13 protein-coding genes and 1 tRNA gene are annotated in these 16830 nt (G+C 60.7%); 8 read left to right on the top strand and 6 right to left on the bottom strand.

What is annotated here, in order from left to right:
* The first annotated feature begins 27 nt into the window (after positions 1–27).
* A complete protein-coding gene (locus AB6K10_RS05570) occupies positions 28–1191 on the top strand; it encodes a PatB family C-S lyase (RefSeq protein ID WP_339118144.1) in 1164 nt (387 codons plus the stop codon).
* A 21-nt stretch (positions 1192–1212) separates the two neighbouring features.
* On the opposite strand, the gene AB6K10_RS05575 is transcribed toward AB6K10_RS05570, so the two are convergent.
* Both AB6K10_RS05575 and AB6K10_RS05580 read right to left on the bottom strand, forming a co-directional pair.
* Positions 1213–2157, bottom strand: coding sequence for a co-chaperone YbbN (locus AB6K10_RS05575; RefSeq protein ID WP_159340837.1), 945 nt, complete (start codon positions 2155–2157; stop codon positions 1213–1215).
* 567 nt (positions 2158–2724) lie between these two features.
* Positions 2725–2801 (bottom strand) — tRNA-Met (locus AB6K10_RS05580).
* A gap of 276 nt (positions 2802–3077) precedes the next feature.
* Here AB6K10_RS05580 and phbB point away from each other — a divergent pair.
* Entirely contained in the window at positions 3078–3824 is a 747-nt protein-coding gene (gene phbB, locus AB6K10_RS05585; RefSeq protein ID WP_339118145.1) for an acetoacetyl-CoA reductase, read from the top strand.
* Positions 3825–3929: 105 nt separating this feature from the next.
* Here phbB and AB6K10_RS05590 read toward each other — a convergent pair whose 3' ends face one another.
* On the bottom strand, positions 3930–6737 hold the full coding sequence (locus AB6K10_RS05590) for a DUF349 domain-containing protein (protein ID WP_339118146.1): 2808 nt from the start codon (positions 6735–6737) through the stop codon (positions 3930–3932).
* Between the two features lie 181 nt (positions 6738–6918).
* On the opposite strand from AB6K10_RS05590, the gene minC reads away from it, so the two are divergent.
* The 4 genes from minC (at position 6919) to sbcB (ending at position 10501) form a co-directional block, all read left to right on the top strand.
* Positions 6919–7656, top strand: a complete 738-nt coding sequence (minC, locus tag AB6K10_RS05595) for a septum site-determining protein MinC (protein WP_339118147.1) — start codon at positions 6919–6921, stop codon at positions 7654–7656.
* Between the two features lie 156 nt (positions 7657–7812).
* On the top strand, positions 7813–8631 hold the full coding sequence (gene minD, locus AB6K10_RS05600; RefSeq protein ID WP_253019141.1) for a septum site-determining protein MinD: 819 nt from the start codon (positions 7813–7815) through the stop codon (positions 8629–8631).
* Complete coding sequence (minE, locus tag AB6K10_RS05605; protein ID WP_016915987.1) at positions 8628–8879, top strand: cell division topological specificity factor MinE; 252 nt, start codon at positions 8628–8630, stop codon at positions 8877–8879. Before minD ends, minE begins: the two co-directional genes overlap by 4 nt.
* 128 nt (positions 8880–9007) lie before the next feature.
* Complete coding sequence (gene sbcB / locus AB6K10_RS05610) at positions 9008–10501, top strand: exodeoxyribonuclease I (protein ID WP_339118148.1); 1494 nt, start codon at positions 9008–9010, stop codon at positions 10499–10501.
* A gap of 12 nt (positions 10502–10513) precedes the next feature.
* On the opposite strand, the gene AB6K10_RS05615 is transcribed toward sbcB, so the two are convergent.
* Complete coding sequence (locus AB6K10_RS05615) at positions 10514–13357, bottom strand: insulinase family protein (RefSeq protein ID WP_339118149.1); 2844 nt, start codon at positions 13355–13357, stop codon at positions 10514–10516.
* Entirely contained in the window at positions 13357–14043 is a 687-nt protein-coding gene (locus AB6K10_RS05620; protein ID WP_339118150.1) for an SOS response-associated peptidase, read from the bottom strand. Before AB6K10_RS05620 ends, AB6K10_RS05615 begins: the two co-directional genes overlap by 1 nt.
* 189 nt (positions 14044–14232) lie before the next feature.
* Here AB6K10_RS05620 and AB6K10_RS05625 point away from each other — a divergent pair, with 189 nt between their 5' ends.
* Entirely contained in the window at positions 14233–14847 is a 615-nt protein-coding gene (locus AB6K10_RS05625; protein ID WP_159340918.1) for a TetR/AcrR family transcriptional regulator, read from the top strand.
* Positions 14844–15524 (top strand): 1-acyl-sn-glycerol-3-phosphate acyltransferase, encoded by a 681-nt coding sequence (locus tag AB6K10_RS05630; RefSeq protein ID WP_159340920.1) that lies wholly within the window; start codon positions 14844–14846, stop codon positions 15522–15524. Before AB6K10_RS05625 ends, AB6K10_RS05630 begins: the two co-directional genes overlap by 4 nt.
* On the opposite strand, the gene AB6K10_RS05635 is transcribed toward AB6K10_RS05630, so the two are convergent.
* Positions 15521–16795: an HlyC/CorC family transporter gene (locus AB6K10_RS05635; protein ID WP_159340922.1), complete on the bottom strand. Its 1275-nt coding sequence runs from the start codon at positions 16793–16795 to the stop codon at positions 15521–15523. The two genes, AB6K10_RS05630 and AB6K10_RS05635, sit on opposite strands and share 4 nt — an antisense overlap.
* Positions 16796–16830 lie beyond the last annotated feature (35 nt).

Genomic DNA, 16830 nt, shown 5'->3' on the forward strand with positions numbered 1-16830 from the left:
CTCCCGTAGAAATAAGTGAGATGTGTTATGGCGTTCGATTTTGCCACGCCCGTGGAAAGACGCGCTCCCGAAGGACAGTATGCCTCGCAGAAGTGGCACCGCTACGCGGCGGACGTGCTGCCGCTGTGGGTCGCCGATATGGACTTTCACTCGCCGCCCGCGGTGATCGACGCGCTCCAGCGACGGGTCGCTCACGGCGTTTACGGCTACGGTGAAGTGCCCGCCACGCTGAGTGAGGCGCTGTGTCAATGGAGCGCTCATCACTATGCGTGGTCCATTGAACCCGAATGGCAGCAGTGGCTGCCGGGCGTGGTGCCTGCACTGCACTTTGCCGCCATAGCCTTGACTCAGCCTGGCGAGGGCGTGCTCACCATCGCGCCGATCTACCCGCCCTTTCTGGCCGTGGCCGAACGCACCGGGCGGCTAGCGCAGCAGGCGATGTTAGCGGAGCCTGCTGCCCCTGGCGAGCCTTGGCGGCTGGATATCGAGGCGCTGGAAGCGGCCATCACCCCGCAGACTCGGCTGCTGCTGTGGTGTCATCCGCATAACCCGACCGGGCGCGTATGGACACTGAGAGAACTTGAGCAACTCGCCGCCGTGGTCGAACGCCACGATTTATGGGTGGTCTCCGACGAGCTGCACTGTGATTTGCTGCTGGATGAAGGCGCGCGCCACCGCCCCCTGGCGGCGCTGTTTCCTGAGCTGGCCAAACGCACGATTACCCTCTGGGCACCCTCGAAAACGTTCAATCTGGCCGGGCTCACCAGCGCCTGTGCGGTCATTCCTGATCCTGCGTTGCGGCACCGTTTCGCCGAGGCTACCAAAGGCTTTTTGCCGGACGGCAACGTATTGGGCTTGGTCGCTGCCGAGGCAGCGTATCGCGAGGGCGAACCCTGGCGTCAAGCGCTGCTGGACGTTCTACGCCGCCATGGGACAGCGCTGGAAGCGCGTGTAGCAACCTGGCCTGGCGTGTCGCTGAGCGCACCAGAGTCGACCTATTTGGCGTGGCTGGATATGCGTGATGCGGGCTTGGGGGAGACCCCTGCCCAAACGCTTTTGGAAAAGGCAGGGGTAGCACTCTCTGAGGGGGCGGCTTTTGGTTGCCCTGGGTTCGTGCGGCTCAATTTCGGCACCACCGCTTCCCAACTGGAAGCGGCGTTATCACGGATGGATGCGCTGTTAAAAGCGTAACGTTGCCTTCGTCAGGCGCTATCAATAGAGCAGGGCGAACAGCTTGCGGCGATAGGTGACCGTGAGAGGGTGGTCAGCCCCTAACGCATCGAATACCTGTAGTAGCGTTTTGCGGGCCGCGTCATCGTTATAGGCGCGGTCCTGCTTCATCAGCGTCAGCAGTGCGTCGAGGCCGGCATCATACTGACCGTCGGCCACTTGGCGCAGCGCCCGCTGGTACTGCGCTTCGCTGTCAGTGCGATCACCCAGCGCAGCAATCTCTTCCGCTGAGAGCGCCTGTTCGCTGAACTCGATGCTGGCGCGAACGCCACGAGCGGGTGCTGCATCGCGCTCCTCTGGCGGCAGGTTATCCAGCACGCTTCGCGCTTCGTCGCCGCGCCCCTCCGCCACCAGCGTTTTGGCAAAACCAATGTGGTACGCGTAATGCTCCGGGTATTGGCTCATCAGCGTTTGGTAAATTTCCCGCGCGCCTGCGGCATCGCCCGCGCTCAGGGCGTCTTCTGCCTGCTCTTCGGGGCTGGGCGGCGCGTCACCGGGAGCGGGGAAGTAGCGGTTGAGCCACTCGCGTACTTCTTTCTCTGGCAAAGCGCCCTGGAAGCTATCTACCAAGCCTCCCTGGCTCACCAGCTTCACGTCCGGCACCGAGCGCACGCCTAATTGACCTGCGATCTCTGGATTCGCTTCGACATCTAGCGTTGCCAGCAAAAACGCACCGCCGTACTCGATGGCCAGCTTCTCGAGCACAGGCATCAGGTTTTTACACGGCTCGCACCAGGGTGCCCAGCAATCCAGCAGCACCGGTACCTGCATCGAGGCTTCTAATACCTGCTGGATGTTGCCCGCGTTGAGTTCAATGATGACCTCTTCGCGCGTCACGCTGGGGCGCTCGCCACCGGTAGGCGTGGCAGTGTTCGCGACAGGGTCGGCAGTCATCGGGTTGCCGGTACGGGGATCAATAATCGACATGGGTAAACTCTGCATCGCATGGAAAAGGTTGCTCCATGATATGCAGGCAGCCGCCCGGGGATTCAAGGAAGTGAAGGGAAATAAAGCGCGGAGACGGAAGAACGCACACAAAAAAGCCGATTCTCGAAAGAATCGGCTTTTTCTATGTTTAGTAGCGGGAGCCGGACTTGAACCGATGACCTTCCTGGGGTGATAAAGAGCTGAGCCCGATGAGCTGCTTCCACAAGCATTGCTTACCGTATGCGCACAAAAAAGCCTATTCCCCTAAAGAATCGGCTTTTTCTATGTTTGGTAGCGGGGGTCGGACTTAAACCGATGACCTTCCTGGGGTGATAAAGAGCTGAGCCCGACGAGCTGCTTCCACAAGCATTGCTTACCGTATGCGCACAAAAAAGCCGATTCTCGAAAGAATCGGCTTTTTCTATGTTTGGTAGCGGGGGGCGGACTTGAACCGATGACCTTCCTGGGGTGATAAAGAGCTGAGCCCGACGAGCTGCTTCCACAAGCATTGCTTACCGTACACGCACAAAAAAGCCGATTCTCGAAAGAATCGGCTTTTTCTATGTTTGGTAGCGGGGACCGGATTTGAACCGATGACCTTCGGGTTATGAGCCCGACGAGCTACCAGACTGCTCCACCCCGCATCAACGTGTGGCGTATTCTACGTATTTTTGACGCTAAGTCAACCCCTGCCATGAAACGTTTCCTTGCTGGCGGTCAGCTTCATCGTGCTGCAACATTGAAAGAGTAAAGCTATGCTTCCAATAGGCATAATAAAAAGCTTACTGTCGGTGTGTCGCCCAATAGAACAAGCGGCGTGCTGTGAGTGAAAGAAGCGCGAAAGCGCTTATTCAGAATGGCTTGCGACGCCATAACAGTGCTTAAGGTCCAAGCCATTTGTCATATCAGGGAGGTAGTCAATGGCCAATCAAGCCCCCGTCGCCTGGGTAACTGGTGGAACTGGTGGAATCGGGACGGCAATTTGCCGTTCGTTGGCGGATGCGGGTTATCTGGTCGTGGCGGGGTATCACAATCCCGACAAGGCCAAGACCTGGCTGGCAACACAACAAACCGACGGCTATAACAACATCGCGCTGTCGGGTGTTGATTTATCCGACCACAATGCCTGCGTCGAAGGTGCCCGTGAGATCCATGAAACGCATGGTCCGATCAGCGTGCTGGTCAACTGTGCCGGTATCACTCGCGATGGCACCATGAAAAAAATGTCCTACGAGCAGTGGTATCAAGTCATCGATACCAACTTGAACAGCGTCTTCAACACCTGCCGCAGCGTCATCGAAATGATGCTGGAGAACGGGTACGGTCGCATCATCAACATCTCTTCCATCAACGGGCGAAAAGGCCAGTTCGGTCAGGTGAACTACGCCGCAGCCAAAGCGGGCATGCACGGCTTGACCATGTCGTTGGCGCAAGAAACGGCCACGAAGGGCATTACCGTAAACACCGTTTCGCCTGGCTACATCGCCACCGATATGATCATGAAAATTCCGGAGCAGGTGCGCGAAGCGATTCGTGAAACGATCCCGGTCAAGCGCTACGGCACTCCCGAAGAGATCGGCCGCCTGGTGACGTTCCTGGCCGATAAAGAGTCAGGTTTCATTACAGGGGCTAACATCGATATCAACGGTGGCCAATTCATGGGCTAGGCCCAAGCCATCTGACACGGGCTCTTTCCACAAGAAAGAGAACGCAAAACGGGAGGCGATCTGCCTCCCGTTTGCTATGTGACGCTCACCTATTGAGGGCTACGATTAGGGCTGCGGTGGGCGCGCTAGGCGGCCCAGTAGGTTGTCCAATTCGTTGACCTCTTGCTGCCAAAGACGGTTTGGCATGGGGCCGAGGGCCAACAGGTCGACCAGCACTTCCTCCAGTTCGTCCGCTTTGCTGCGTTCGGCGTTCAGGCCGTTATTCAAGCGCTCTACCTGAATGGCAAGCCGCAGCGGCTCGTCTCGCTGCTTAACGCTGCCTAGGGCAAGCAGCGATAGATGCACCCGCAGTCGAGCCAACTGCTCCTCGACGTCGCCCTGCTGTTCGCTGGAGAGAGGCAGCGTGGTAGACGAGCGAGCCTCGTTTCGCCGTTGATGCGCATCGCCATACGTTGCGGGCAGCGGTGTGGACAGCTCGCTATTGGCGTCCACCGGCGCTGGATGACCACCACTAAGCGCCTGATGGTCGGCCGCTAGGTGCGCATTGATCAGGGGCAGGAGGGCGTGCCACTGCTGTACCTTGTCGACGACCTCAAGGCGGCTCAAGCGTTCGCGTTTGGCGCGTACGATGCCGCCAAGCCGCTTCTGCATGCCGTCGCTACGGCGGTTGCGGGGCAGCGGCTCTAGCTGCTGAAGGCTGGCTAGGTAGGCGTCCAGCCGCTCGGACTCGTCGGCGTGTGTGGGTTGCCAGCTATCCATGTCGTCGATGAGGCGCTGAAGCTGGTCAAGCGTTTGCTGCTGACGAGCGGCTTGCTCATGTTTTTGAGCGTCGCGCTGCGCAAAGAGCTGGTCACAGGCGCTGCGGAAGGTCTTCCAAAGCGCTTGCTCATCGCCCTTCGGCGCACGCCCTAGTGAACGCCACTGCTGCTGTAGCCGCTTGGTGTGTGCAATGCGCGCTGTCAGCGACTGCTCGCTATCGTTCTGTAGCGCTTGGACCTGCTCGATCAGTGCGCGCTTTTGCGCAGCAATCTGCTCGGCGCGCTGGTCGATCAGCGCTTGCAGGCGATGGCGAATCGCCCCAAAGCGGCGGCCAATGGCTTCGGCGTGCTCCCGGGGGACGGGGGAGTAGTGGCGCCACTGGTGGCGCGCTTTGTCACGAATCTCCCGCAGCACGTCGGGGTCGGCGTCCTCGGCGGGCTGAGCCAGTAGCGTTTCGAGCTGCTCACAGAGCGCTTCGCGTCCGCGCAGGTTAGCGTCGCGCTCTTGATCGAGCTGGGCGCGCCAGGGCGCCAGACGCTCATGGATACGATCGGACGCTGCCCGAAAGCGCGCGGACTGCTCTTTATTGGCCGCCGCATCGCCTAACGCCTTCCACTCTTTCACCAGTTGGCGATGATGGCGGTCCAGCGCTGATTCGGCCATGTGAGGGTCGTCGGCCAGAGCGTCGATACTCGCGCAGAGCTGCTCACGCTTGGGGCCTGCCACAAAACCGCGCCAGTCGCGCAGCTCGGCAAGCCGCGCGCCAAGATGTTTCAAGCGACGCTTGAGCGGCTTGGCCTCCTCGCCCGTAAGGGCATCGAGAGTCGGCTTCAAACGTTGATGGAGGCGGCTGGCGCTCTTGAACGCGCCGCGCTCCAGCAAGTGCTCGAAATTATCGAGCTCCGCTTCTAACGCGTTGAGCGACGCTCCGGTGGGGGTGGCTGCCACTGGCTGGGTAGCCAGCTGCTTTTGCGCCTGGGCAAGCAGCGCGGGCGGCGTCAGTGTCTCGGGCCAGCGGCACGCTTTGACATGCTTGGCTAGCGCCTGGTCATCGCTGTTGGCCAGGGCATGCTCCACGGCGAGGCTTTCCGATTGCCAGCGCTGCCACGCCTCCATGCTCTGTTCGTACTGCGCCAGCGCCTGGCTGTAACGCTGCTGAGTGGTGTCGTTAGGGGGGTGGAGATCGGACAGCGCCTGCCAGCGCTGGCCTAAGAGCTGGCGTTGGGCGCGCAGGCTGTCGATATCCTGGGCGGTCAGTTCGTCGGCGTGGGCCAGCCCTTCCAGGGTCTCTTCTAACCCCTCTAATAAATGGTCGCGAGTGCTTTCCGCTTCGGCACGGCGAGCGAGGCTTTGTTGACGCGCCTGCTCCTGGGTATCGTGATCGTGCAGGGTTTTGCGGCAACTCAGCATGGCCTGATGGAAGCGCTGCTCCTGGCTGAGGCTGGGTGAATGGCTGAGCTGCTGCCACTCGCGCTCCAAGTGGCGCAGGCGACCACCGTAAAGCGGCTCCCAAGGCGCACGCGCGTGCTGCTCTAATTGGTTCAATAGGTGCTCGCGCTGGGCCTGCTGCTCTTCGAGCCACTGTTCGTCGTTGCGCCGTTGGGTGAGCTGCTCCTTGGCGTAGCGCATGACCTGGCGATCACGCCGCGCCTCTTTCAGTAACCGCTTGAGCGACGCCTCACCGCTAATACGCTGCGCGGCCTGATGGCGTACCGCGGCCACGCTGTTGTGGCACGCCTGTTGGACGAGATCGTCTTCATCGTGCAACTGTTCAACGGCAGTGAGCCGCAGCCCCAGGTTATCGCCCTGCAGGGCAATCGCGTTGAGCAGTCGCTGGTCGCTCAGCAGGGCTACCTGCGCTTGGCGCTGCTGTAGGTCGATATGGCCCTCGGCACCGGTGAGGCGTTGACACACGGCATTGAACCACGCTTCGTCCTCGTGATGCTGCGGATAGGCGGCCAGCAGTTTGTCGATATCGTCGAGCGCGAGCAGGGCTGCGAGCTGAATGGTACTGTCGCTGTCGCCAGCGAGAGACAGAAGGGCCTCCCGCTGCTCTGAATGCTGCGGGTCGAGGGATTGAAGTGCCTTGCGGCGCACCTCGGGATCGGGGTGTTGCCACCGAGGAGCGAACAGGCGTCGTAACAGTCCGTGCATGGATCATCCTGCTGTGAGGTGCGGAACGTGAAAAAAATCAGACATCGATGAGCAGGCGGTTGCAGTCCTCGTCGCTGTCGCTTAGCTTTGCCGTTGCGCGGTGAGTTTTCCAGCCGGCCACCCCGCAAGGCGCGAGATTGCGCTACCCTTATCTTACCTGAACATGACATGGAGTTCGGCCATGAGCCTCAACGCCAACAGTGCCGACGTAGCCTTCACCTTCAAGGGCGGCATGCTGCCGATGACCGTCATGGAGTTGACGAGCGCTGACCCGGAGCGTATCCGGCGGCAGCTTGCTGGCAAACTGTCGCAATCTCCCGCGTTCTTTCAGCATACACCCGTTGTGCTTAGCGTGGAAAAACTCGATGAGCCGCACCTCGCCCTGGAGCGGATCTGCGCAGTATGCCGTGATCACAAGCTGTTACCCGTGGCCGTCCGTGGCGGTGCCGAGCCGATTCGTCAGTCGGCGTGGGCGCTGGGGCTGGGCTGGTTTGCCCCCGTGGAAGAGGGGCGAGCCCGTGCGTTGGAAAGCGTCGAGCCCGTTGCCGACCCCGACGAGGTCGACAGCGAACCGGAGACGAGCGGTTTGGGAGCCACCCGGCTGTACCGGGGGACGGTGCGGTCCGGCCAGCAAGTGAGCGCCGCCGAGGGGGATTTGATCGTGATCGGTGCGGTCAACGCCGGCGCAGAGGTGCTGGCAGCAGGCAGTATTCACGTGTACGGGGCCTTGCGTGGCCGCGCGTTGGCCGGCATCCATGGGAATACCCAGGCAGGTATTTACTGCCGCGAGCTGGAGGCCGAGCTGCTCTCCGTAGCGGGTAATTACAAACGGCTGGAGGATATCGACTCCCAGCTATTAGGGCGGGCAGCCGAAGTCCATTTTATTAAAGAACAGTTAGATATTAAGCCGCTGGGGTAAGCCGCATGAGGGAGTGCCGGTTAGTGCTTCTTGCCTAGCGACGCCACCGCTGCGATCCGTTACAGTGTGCTGTTTTGATGACATTGATGTTCCCGTTATGCGGGCAGCGCCACGCGATCGCGCTCGCAATGAACGACTTCAAGAAGGAAGTGACTCTTGGCCAAAATTATAGTTGTGACCTCAGGTAAAGGGGGGGTCGGTAAAACCACCAGCGCCGCGGCGATTTCGACAGGGCTCGCGCTGCGTGGCAAGAAGACGGTGGTGATCGACTTCGACGTAGGATTGCGCAACCTGGATTTGATCATGGGCTGCGAGCGTCGGGTGGTGTACGACCTGGTCAACGTGATTCAAGGCGAGGCGGGGCTGAATCAAGCGCTGATCCGCGATAAGCGCGTTGAGAATCTGTTCATTTTGCCAGCCTCGCAAACCCGGGATAAGGACGCGCTCACCCAAGAGGGGGTCGAGAAGATCCTGGAGCAGTTGAAAGACGACTTCGACTACATCCTGTGCGACTCTCCCGCCGGTATCGAACGCGGTGCGCAGTTGGCGATGTACTACGCCGACGAAGCCATCGTCGTGACCAACCCGGAAGTCTCGTCGGTACGTGACTCAGACCGTATCCTGGGTCTTCTGGGCTCGAAAACCCAGCGTGCCGAGCAGGGGCTTGACCCGGTGAAAGAGCACCTGCTGATTACCCGTTACAATCCTGCCCGTGTCACTTCCGGCGACATGCTGACGCTGGACGATATTCGCGAGATTCTCGCGATCGATCTACTGGGTCTGATTCCCGAATCCGAAGCCGTGCTGCGTGCCTCTAACCAAGGGGTGCCCGTCACTCACGATGGTTCGAGCGATGCCGGTCAAGCGTATGCCGATACCGTGTCACGCCTGCTGGGAGAGGAGATGCCGCTGCGCTTCCATGAGATGCAGCGCAAAGGATTACTGAGCAGGATGTTTGGGGGTAGTCGTCGATGAAACTGCTGGAGTTCTTGAAGCGTGAGCGCAAGAAATCCGCCTCGGTGGCCAAAGAACGGTTACAAATCATCGTGGCGCATCAGCGTAGCCAGCGTGGTCAGCCTGACTACATGCCGCTGCTTGAGCGCGAACTGCTCGAAGTGATTCGTCGTTATGTGCATGTGGACGACGACGCCATTCAAATTTCGCTGGATAGCGAAGATAACTGCTCGGTGCTGGAGCTCAACGTGACGCTGCCCAAAAGCTAAGCGTACACGAGCACGGTGAGGGGCGGCGAGAAGCGCCGCGGGTGTGCTAGTCTTGGGCTTTTATTCCCATCCAGCGAAAGATGTCACGGCGCATGGGTGGGCTGTCACGCTCAAGGGAGTTTGCATCCATGGCGCCATCGAATGCCGCCCCTGCCAGTTTTCTCTGGCACGATTATGAGACCTTTGGTGCCGATCCGCGTCGCGATCGGCCCGCTCAGTTTGCTGCATTACGCACCGATGCCGACCTCAATGAAATCGGCGACCCTATCGAGCTGTACTGTAAGCCCGCCGATGACTACCTGCCGCACCCCGCCGCCTGCCTAATTACTGGCATCACGCCTCAAAAAGCGCAGCGTCGGGGGCTTCCCGAAGCTGAGTTCGCGCGCCAGGTACAGAGCGCCATGAGCGAGCCCGGCACCTGCGTGGCCGGCTACAATAGCCTGCGTTTCGATGATGAAGTCTCCCGCCACCTGTTTTATCGTAACCTGCTCGATCCCTACGCCCGTGAGTGGCAAAACGGCAACTCCCGCTGGGATTTGATCGACGTGGTGCGGGCGTTCTATGCGCTGCGCCCAGAGGGCATCGAATGGCCCCTGCGGGAAGATGGTGCGCCCAGCTTTAAACTGGAGCACCTCACTGCGGCGAACGGCATCGCCCATGAGGGCGCCCACGATGCGGTGGCCGACGTGCGCGCCACCATTGCACTGGCGCGGCTGCTGAAAGCGCGTAACCCTAAACTGTTCGACTACTTGCTCGGCCTGCGCGGCAAGCGCGCGGTGGCCAAGCAGCTCGACCTCCCCAGCGCCAAACCGCTGCTGCACATCTCCCGCCGTTACCCGGCCAGCCGAGGCTGTAGCGCCTTGGTGATGCCCCTGGCGGAGCACCCTACCAACCCTAACGGGGTGATCGTCTACGATTTGAGCGTCGATCCCGGCGATTTGCTGTCGCTCAGCGCCGAGCAGATTCGTGAGCGGGTGTTCGTCAGCCAGCAGGATCTTTCTGAAGGGGAGGCGCGCATCCCGCTCAAAGTCATTCATATCAACCGCTGCCCGGTGATCTTTCCAGCCACGGTGCTGAAAGACGTGGAGGGCGAGCAGAAAGGCGAGTACGGCGCGATCGTGGCGCGCTTGGGGATTGATATCGCCGCTTGCCGAGGGCACTGGAAAACCCTGCGCGAGGCCAGCGGCGTAGCGCAAAAGGTGACCGAGGTATTCAGCGGCGGCTACGAAGAGTCGCCTCAAGACCCCGATTTGATGCTCTACTCCGGCAGCTTTTTCTCTGCGGCGGATCGTCAGCAGATGGAGCGGGTGCTGGCGATGGATCCTTGGGACTTGGTGGGCCAACGCTTTGCCTTTCAAGACCCGCGCCTGGAAGAGATGCTGTTTCGCTTTCGCGCGCGCAGTTACCCGGACACCCTAGAGGGCGAAGAGCGTGAGCAGTGGGAGGCGTTTCGTTGGATGCGCATGAATGACCCGGCGCTATCGGGTTTTACGCTTAAAGCATTTGCCCGGGAAATCGAGCGTTACAATCAGCAGCCGCTCACCGATCATGAGCGGCAGATTCTCGAAGAGCTGGTGATGTTCGTCGAAGCCATGATGCCAGCCCAGGCGTTCGATGCCTGAGCTGGCGAGCGGTTAGCGTGGGTCGAAGGGCGCGAGCGTCTCACGGTAAGCGCCGATGTCGCTGGGTGCATCGCCCGGGTTGAATCGGATGTCTAGCGGGTGAGCGAGCAGCGAGGGCCACAACGCCTGTAGCTCTTCGACGCTGACCTCGAGTGCCCGCTGTGCGATGTGCGCCTGACGGTCAAAGCGTACCTCGTCCAGTGCGGTGGCTTGCCAATAGCGGTTAGCCATGCCCTGCAGGCTGGTATCCCGCTGGCGCAGGCGGTCATGAACCGCTTGCCGGTGGGCCGCCAGCTCTTCATCGCTCAGTGTCTCGAGACGCTCACCGGCGGCTGCCATGAAAGCGTCCATTCGTTCGGCAATGGTGCCGCTATCCGCATCCGGTGACTGCACGACCAGGCCAATGCCCGGCGCTTCCAGCAGCGGTGAATAGCCCGCGTTGACGATGTAGCCAAGCTGCTCCTCGGTACGCAGCTGTTGATAGAACGGCGTGTCCAGCCATTGGGCGAGCACGCTCAGGCGCGCCTGCTCGTCGATGCTAGTGTCGCGTCCCTGCAGGTAGCGCAGTACCAGTGACTCCTCACGGGTGCTATGGGGGTGAAGTACCGTTGGCTCCTCGCTCGCCTCCAATGGCGACAGAGGGGGAATGTCATCCCGCGTTAAGCGGGGTGTCAGTGCGCCGCGAATAAGGTTGGCCTGCTCCCGTGCCTGATCGGCAGTCAGGTTACCCACGGCCATGGCGTCGATGTACAGAGCATCTAGGAAACGCTCGCGGAAATCTTCCAGATGATGCTTCTCAAGCCGCTGGCTGGCGGCCAGCAGTTCGTCCGTCGACCACTGCGGGGAGAGCAGCGCCTCACCCAGGGCTCGGCTGGCTTGGCCGGTCAACGACGCGCGTGGCGCGTTGCGCCACTCCCGCTGTAGCTGATAGCGCACCCGCTCAAAGGCGCCAGCAGAGATATCCGCCTGCTGAAGCTGCTCGATGGCTTGCTTGATGAGCGGCGTTTGGCCATCCCGCCAACCAGAAAACGACAGCGTCATACCGCGCGCGTGGGCGTATGCGCTAAACGACTGCCCGGCAAGCCACGCGGGGTAAAGCGACTCGTTGAGGCTGTCGTTCAGCCAGCCTGCCAACAGACGCATGAGTACCGCTTCTTCTGCCGAGTAGCTAGCGCTGGGATGCTGCAGGCTCACCCGCCACTCCACGCTGGGCGTATTGAAACGGCTGTCCTGCATGTGCCAAGCGGTAAACGTGGGCGTCTCGATTAGTGTCGAAGGCTGCTCGTCCTGGCCCGCCTGAAGGGTGAGGTCGCTGGCAATGAAGGGGTTCGGCTCGGGAAGCGCGAGACCGTCCAAGGCCTGACCGGTCGTGGTGGGCGGCTGCTCTTTCCACTGAGTGTTGAACCAGGGGGTTACGGTGTCGCTCTCTACGTCCGGCGCGGAGTAGACGCGCAGCATGTTGTCGGACGTTAGGGCGTCCAGGTAGCGCTGCTGGCGTTCGCTATCCATGCCGTCCATGCGGTACGCGGCGTATTGCACGTCCTCGACCGGGTAGCGCGAAAGGCTCATGGCTAGGCGGGTAGCCTCTTGCTGAGGAGCGCCGTGCTGCTGAAAGCGAAACGCCTGCTCGCTGAGGCTTTTTTGCTCGTCGTAGCGCCACTCGGCCAGCCCTTCTGCCCGAATCTGCTCGACCGCGGCAAACAGCGTGGCTTCGATGTCGTCGAGGCGTTCGGCACCTGCGGGCGTCAGGCTAATGGAGACGGTAAACAGCGCCTCATTGCCATCGCCGCGCCCCACGCCCGCAGAGAGCCCGTCGGCCAAGCCCGCCTCACGCAGCACGGCCAGCAGGCTGCCGTCGCCCTCATCGCCCAGTAAATGCGCGATGAGCTGAGTTGGCTTGGTGCGATACTCGTCGCTAGGGTCAGGAACGGGGAAGTAGAAGCGCAGTTGGCGACGATCCTGCAGCGACTGGCGCTCGATATAGCGCGGCAGCGTGTCGGTGTCGATCAGTGGCGTGTCAATCGTGGGGGCGCTCAAGTCGTGATCGGGAATATCGGCAAACCGCTCCACCACTAAGGCTTCCAGTTCGTCGAGCGGTTGGGGGGCTACTACCGCTAAGTTCATCACGTTGGCATCGTAGTAGCGGTGGTAGAAGTCGATCACCCGCTCGCGCAGCGTTGCCTCGCCTTCGGGCGGGTTTGCCAGCGTGTCTCGGCTGCCCACTGCAAAGCCGGTGGTGGGGTTCTCCGGGTTGAGCAGTTGATTCAGCACGTCGTTCTCACGCCGCGACTCATCGCGAATGCGCGCCATGTACTCTGAGTGCACGATGTTGCGTTCGCTCTCCAGGTGGTCCGCGTTGAACAGCGGCGAGAGGAAAAACTCGCTAAAGCGGTCTAGTGCGCCGGGCAGCGCTGAAGGCTCAATATCGAAAAAGTAGTTGGTGTCCTGCTGAGCCGTAAAGGCGTTATGAGAGCCTGCGTTGTCGGAAATGTATTGCTGGTAGGCATCCGACTGGGGGTAGGGCTCGGTGCCCAAAAACAGCATGTGCTCCAGAAAGTGGGCCAAGCCCTGGAGGTCGTCGGGATCCTGCGCGCTGCCGACCCGCACGTTCATGGACGCGGCGGCCTTGTCGGCATCGGGGTCGCTGACCAGCAGCGCCTGTAGGCCATTGTCGAGAGTGATGACCCGGTAGTCGCGGTCATCGAAAGGACTGATGGTCGGGGTAATGGCCTCGGCGACCGGGCTCTCTTCTGCCCAGAGGGGAGTGGCGGGCGCCAAGAGCAGGCCGATGGTCAGGCCAACAACCGCGCGCCTTGCCTGCAGGCGAGGCGGAATAACAGACATAGTGGGCAACATTACGGCTCCTGTGACACGGTCCAGCGCAGCATTGGCCCCGTAGGGTGCGCGCAAGAGGGTGACTGGTAGGCAGGGTTATTCACATGCTTTGATACCGGAAAAGCGCCCAACAGTTCCAGCGGGGCGGGCACCAAAAGCGGTGTCAGCGACGCAACGTCCGTGTTGGGGTCTAGCCATTGGTGTAGCGCCTCTGGTGGAAGGATCACCGGTAAGCGATCGGTGAGCGACGATAGGCAGGCATTCGCAGGCACGCTGATCAGCGCCGTCGAGTCGGTAAAGGTGGTCAGCGTGGTGTGGTAACGACACCAAAGCGCGCCGAGCAGCAGCGGGGTGCGATTCACGTGGGTCACCAAAAACGGCTGCTTACTGCGTGCCTGGGGCTTCCACACGTAAAAGCCACTCACCGGAATCACGCAGCGCCGCGCGCTGAAGGCCTCCTGGAACATGGCGCGTTTGCTGAGCGTTTCCGCCCGCGCGCAGTGCGGGGCGTGGTCGAGAACCTTGAGCCACGGCGGCGTCAGCCCCCAAAAGAGCGGCGTGTGGGTCAACTGCCCTTGCTCTAGACGAAGGGCCGACACGGGCTGGCGCGGTGCTAAGTTGGGAGACTCGATGAGCGAAGCAGTGCTTTTGAGGTTGGGCGCAAGGCGGGCGAGCGATAGGCGCTGTACGTGTAGGCGTCCCGTCATGCCGGTCTCCTTTAGGCGCGATACCTGCGGCGCTGATGCAAAATGGCAAAGGGAAGTCGTAATACGTTAAATGTGGCGTTTTAGTGTCGAAAACAGTGTTCGATGTAAGGTATCCTATCGTATACCTTGCTCACGCTAAAGCGCGAGGAGGCATTCTTCCCTGTTTGCCGTTGACCTGAAGAGATCGCCATGGCCCGTCCTAGACAGCATGCGCCCGATGCCCTCCACGCGCAGGTCATGCACGCTTGTGATGAGTGGTTGGCTAAGCAGCCAGTCCATGGTTTATCACTGCGTGCTTTGGCCAGAGAGGTGGGCTGCGCGCCCAGTACGCTGCTAAAACTCTACGGCAGCTTTAACAATTTATTGCAGCACGTCAACGTCGAAACCCTCGCACGTTTGCAGCACACCATTACGAGCCTGGCCGAAGACGACCCCGAGCCGTGGTTGCGCTCTCTGGCCCACGCTTACTGGCGATTCGCCGAGCAGGATTGCTACCGTTGGCAGCTACTGTTCGACTACCCGCTGGCTCAGGAAGGCGAGCTGGACCAGCGTCAGAGCGATCTCATCGAAGCCCTGTTTACCCAGGTGGAAACGTCGTTAAAGCAGTACCAGCCCGTTCTGGACGATCTGGAAGCGCGCCGCCTTGGCCGCACGCTGTGGGGCAGCGTTCACGGCTTGGTGCAGCTGGGGTTGAACGAGCGGCTTGGCTACTGGCAGGGGCAGCAGCTCAAGGTCGATGAGCTGTTGGATCAACTCATGAGCACCGTGCTGGCCGGGTTACGACACCGGGGGGCAGCGACGTGACATGGGGGATCAACGCCACTCGGTGCCTGCTGCGTCGTGTCATTTACGTGGCCATGCGCGGCTGTTACCGGCTGTCGGTGCATGGCCAAGGTCACGTACCTAAACAGGGCGCGGCGCTGGTCGTCTGTAACCACGTGAGCTTTATGGATGCGCTGGTGCTGGGCGGTGGCAGCCCTCGTCCGCTGCGCTTCGTGATGGACCAGCCCATTTTTGAATCCCGCTGGCTGAAGTGGTGGTTTCAACTGGTGGGGGCGATTCCCATCGAGTCGGAGCGCCATAGCCCAGGAGCGCTGCGGCGTACCTTGGATGAAGTGAGCAAGGCGCTGCGCCAGGGCGATATCGTGATGGTGTTTCCCGAGGGGCGTTTGACCCCCGATGGCGAGATCCACACGTTCCGCCGTGGGCTCGAAACCATCCTGGCTCGTGACAATGTGCCGGTGATTCCAGCAGGGCTGGCCGGGTTGTGGGGGTCGTGGACGTCTCACTACGGCGGTAAGGCGCTGAAGAAGTGGCCGTCACGCTTTAGGGCGCCGGTGAGCCTCCATTTTGGCCCGCCCATTGCCGTCCATGAAGTCGAAGGCGTCGCGTTAAGGCGCTTTTTGGAGCAGCGTGTCAGAGCATTGAAGGCCGCAGGCGACAGCGAGATCGCCCGCAGCCAGTCAACAACGCAGAGTTAGCGGCGAGGCAGGCGCAGCTTTTGCCAGCAGCGCGCTGACGTGATCAGGTTGTCGCGAATCTCCAGAATCTCCATCCGCGTATTGCCGATTTGTAGACAGGCCGGGCCTTCCGGGAAGGCTTCCAGGTGCTCCAGAATCAATCCGTTCAGCGTCTTGGGGCCGTCGGTGGGCAACTGCCAGCCGAGCATCTTATTGATCTCGCGGATGTTCGCCGTGCCTTCGATGACATGGCTGCCATCGTCCTGCTGATGAATCTCGTCATCTTCGGACACGTCGGTCGTAAACTCGCCGACGATCTCTTCGAGAATATCCTCCAGCGTGACCAACCCCTCTACATCGCCGTACTCATCCACCACGATGCCGATCCGTCGCTTCTGCTTTTGAAAATTCAGCAGCTGGGTATGCAGCGGCGTGGACTCGGGAATGAAGTAGGGCTCCCGCGCTTCTTGAACGATGGCCGCTTTGGTGACTTCGCTGCGGGATAAGAAGCGTGCGGCGTTACGCAGGTGCAACATGCCAATGATGTTGTTGATATCGCCTTTGTAGACCGGCAGGCGTGTGTGCTGACTGGTCCGAATTTGAGTCAGAATATCTTCCAGCGAATCGTCCAGGTCGATGCCCAGCACTTCGTGTCGGGGCACCATGATGTCGTTCACCGTAACGTTCTCAAGGTCCAGAATCGACAGCAGCATGGCCCGGTGGCGGTAAGGGATCAGCGTGCCTGCTTCGTGCACCACGGTGCGCAGCTCGTCGCGGGTCAGGCTGTCGCCGCCGTTATCCACGCTTTTGACACCGACTAACCGCAGCAAGCCGTTCGACATCACGTTGACCAGCCATACCAAGGGATAGAGCAGTTTGAGCAGTGGCTCCAAGGCAAAGGAAGTGGGGTAAGCGATGCGCTCGGGTTTGATGGCCGCGTACGTCTTGGGCGTCACTTCCGCGAAAATCAGAATGGTGATGGTCAGCAGTGCGGTGGAAATAGCAGGGCCTGAGACGTCGCCAAAAAAGTGAATGGCGATGATGGTGGCAATCGAGGCTGCCAGGTTATTGACGAAGTTGTTGCCAATCAGGATGACGCCAATGAGACGATCGGGCCGGGTGAGCAGGCGCATGACACGCTTGGCGCTACGGTCGCCGCTGTTGGCTTGATGGCTAAGCCGGTAGCGGTTGATCGACATCATGCCCGTTTCAGAACTAGAGAAGAAGGCAGACAGCAGGATGAGTAAGGCTAGCAGGCCGAACAGTAACCCCAAGGGGAAGTCGTCGCTCAAGTCGAAAGTTCCTTTATGGCGTATTAAGCTCGATT

It is taken from the genome of Halomonas sp. BMC6, assembly GCF_964204995.1.
Taxonomy (GTDB): domain Bacteria; phylum Pseudomonadota; class Gammaproteobacteria; order Pseudomonadales; family Halomonadaceae; genus Vreelandella.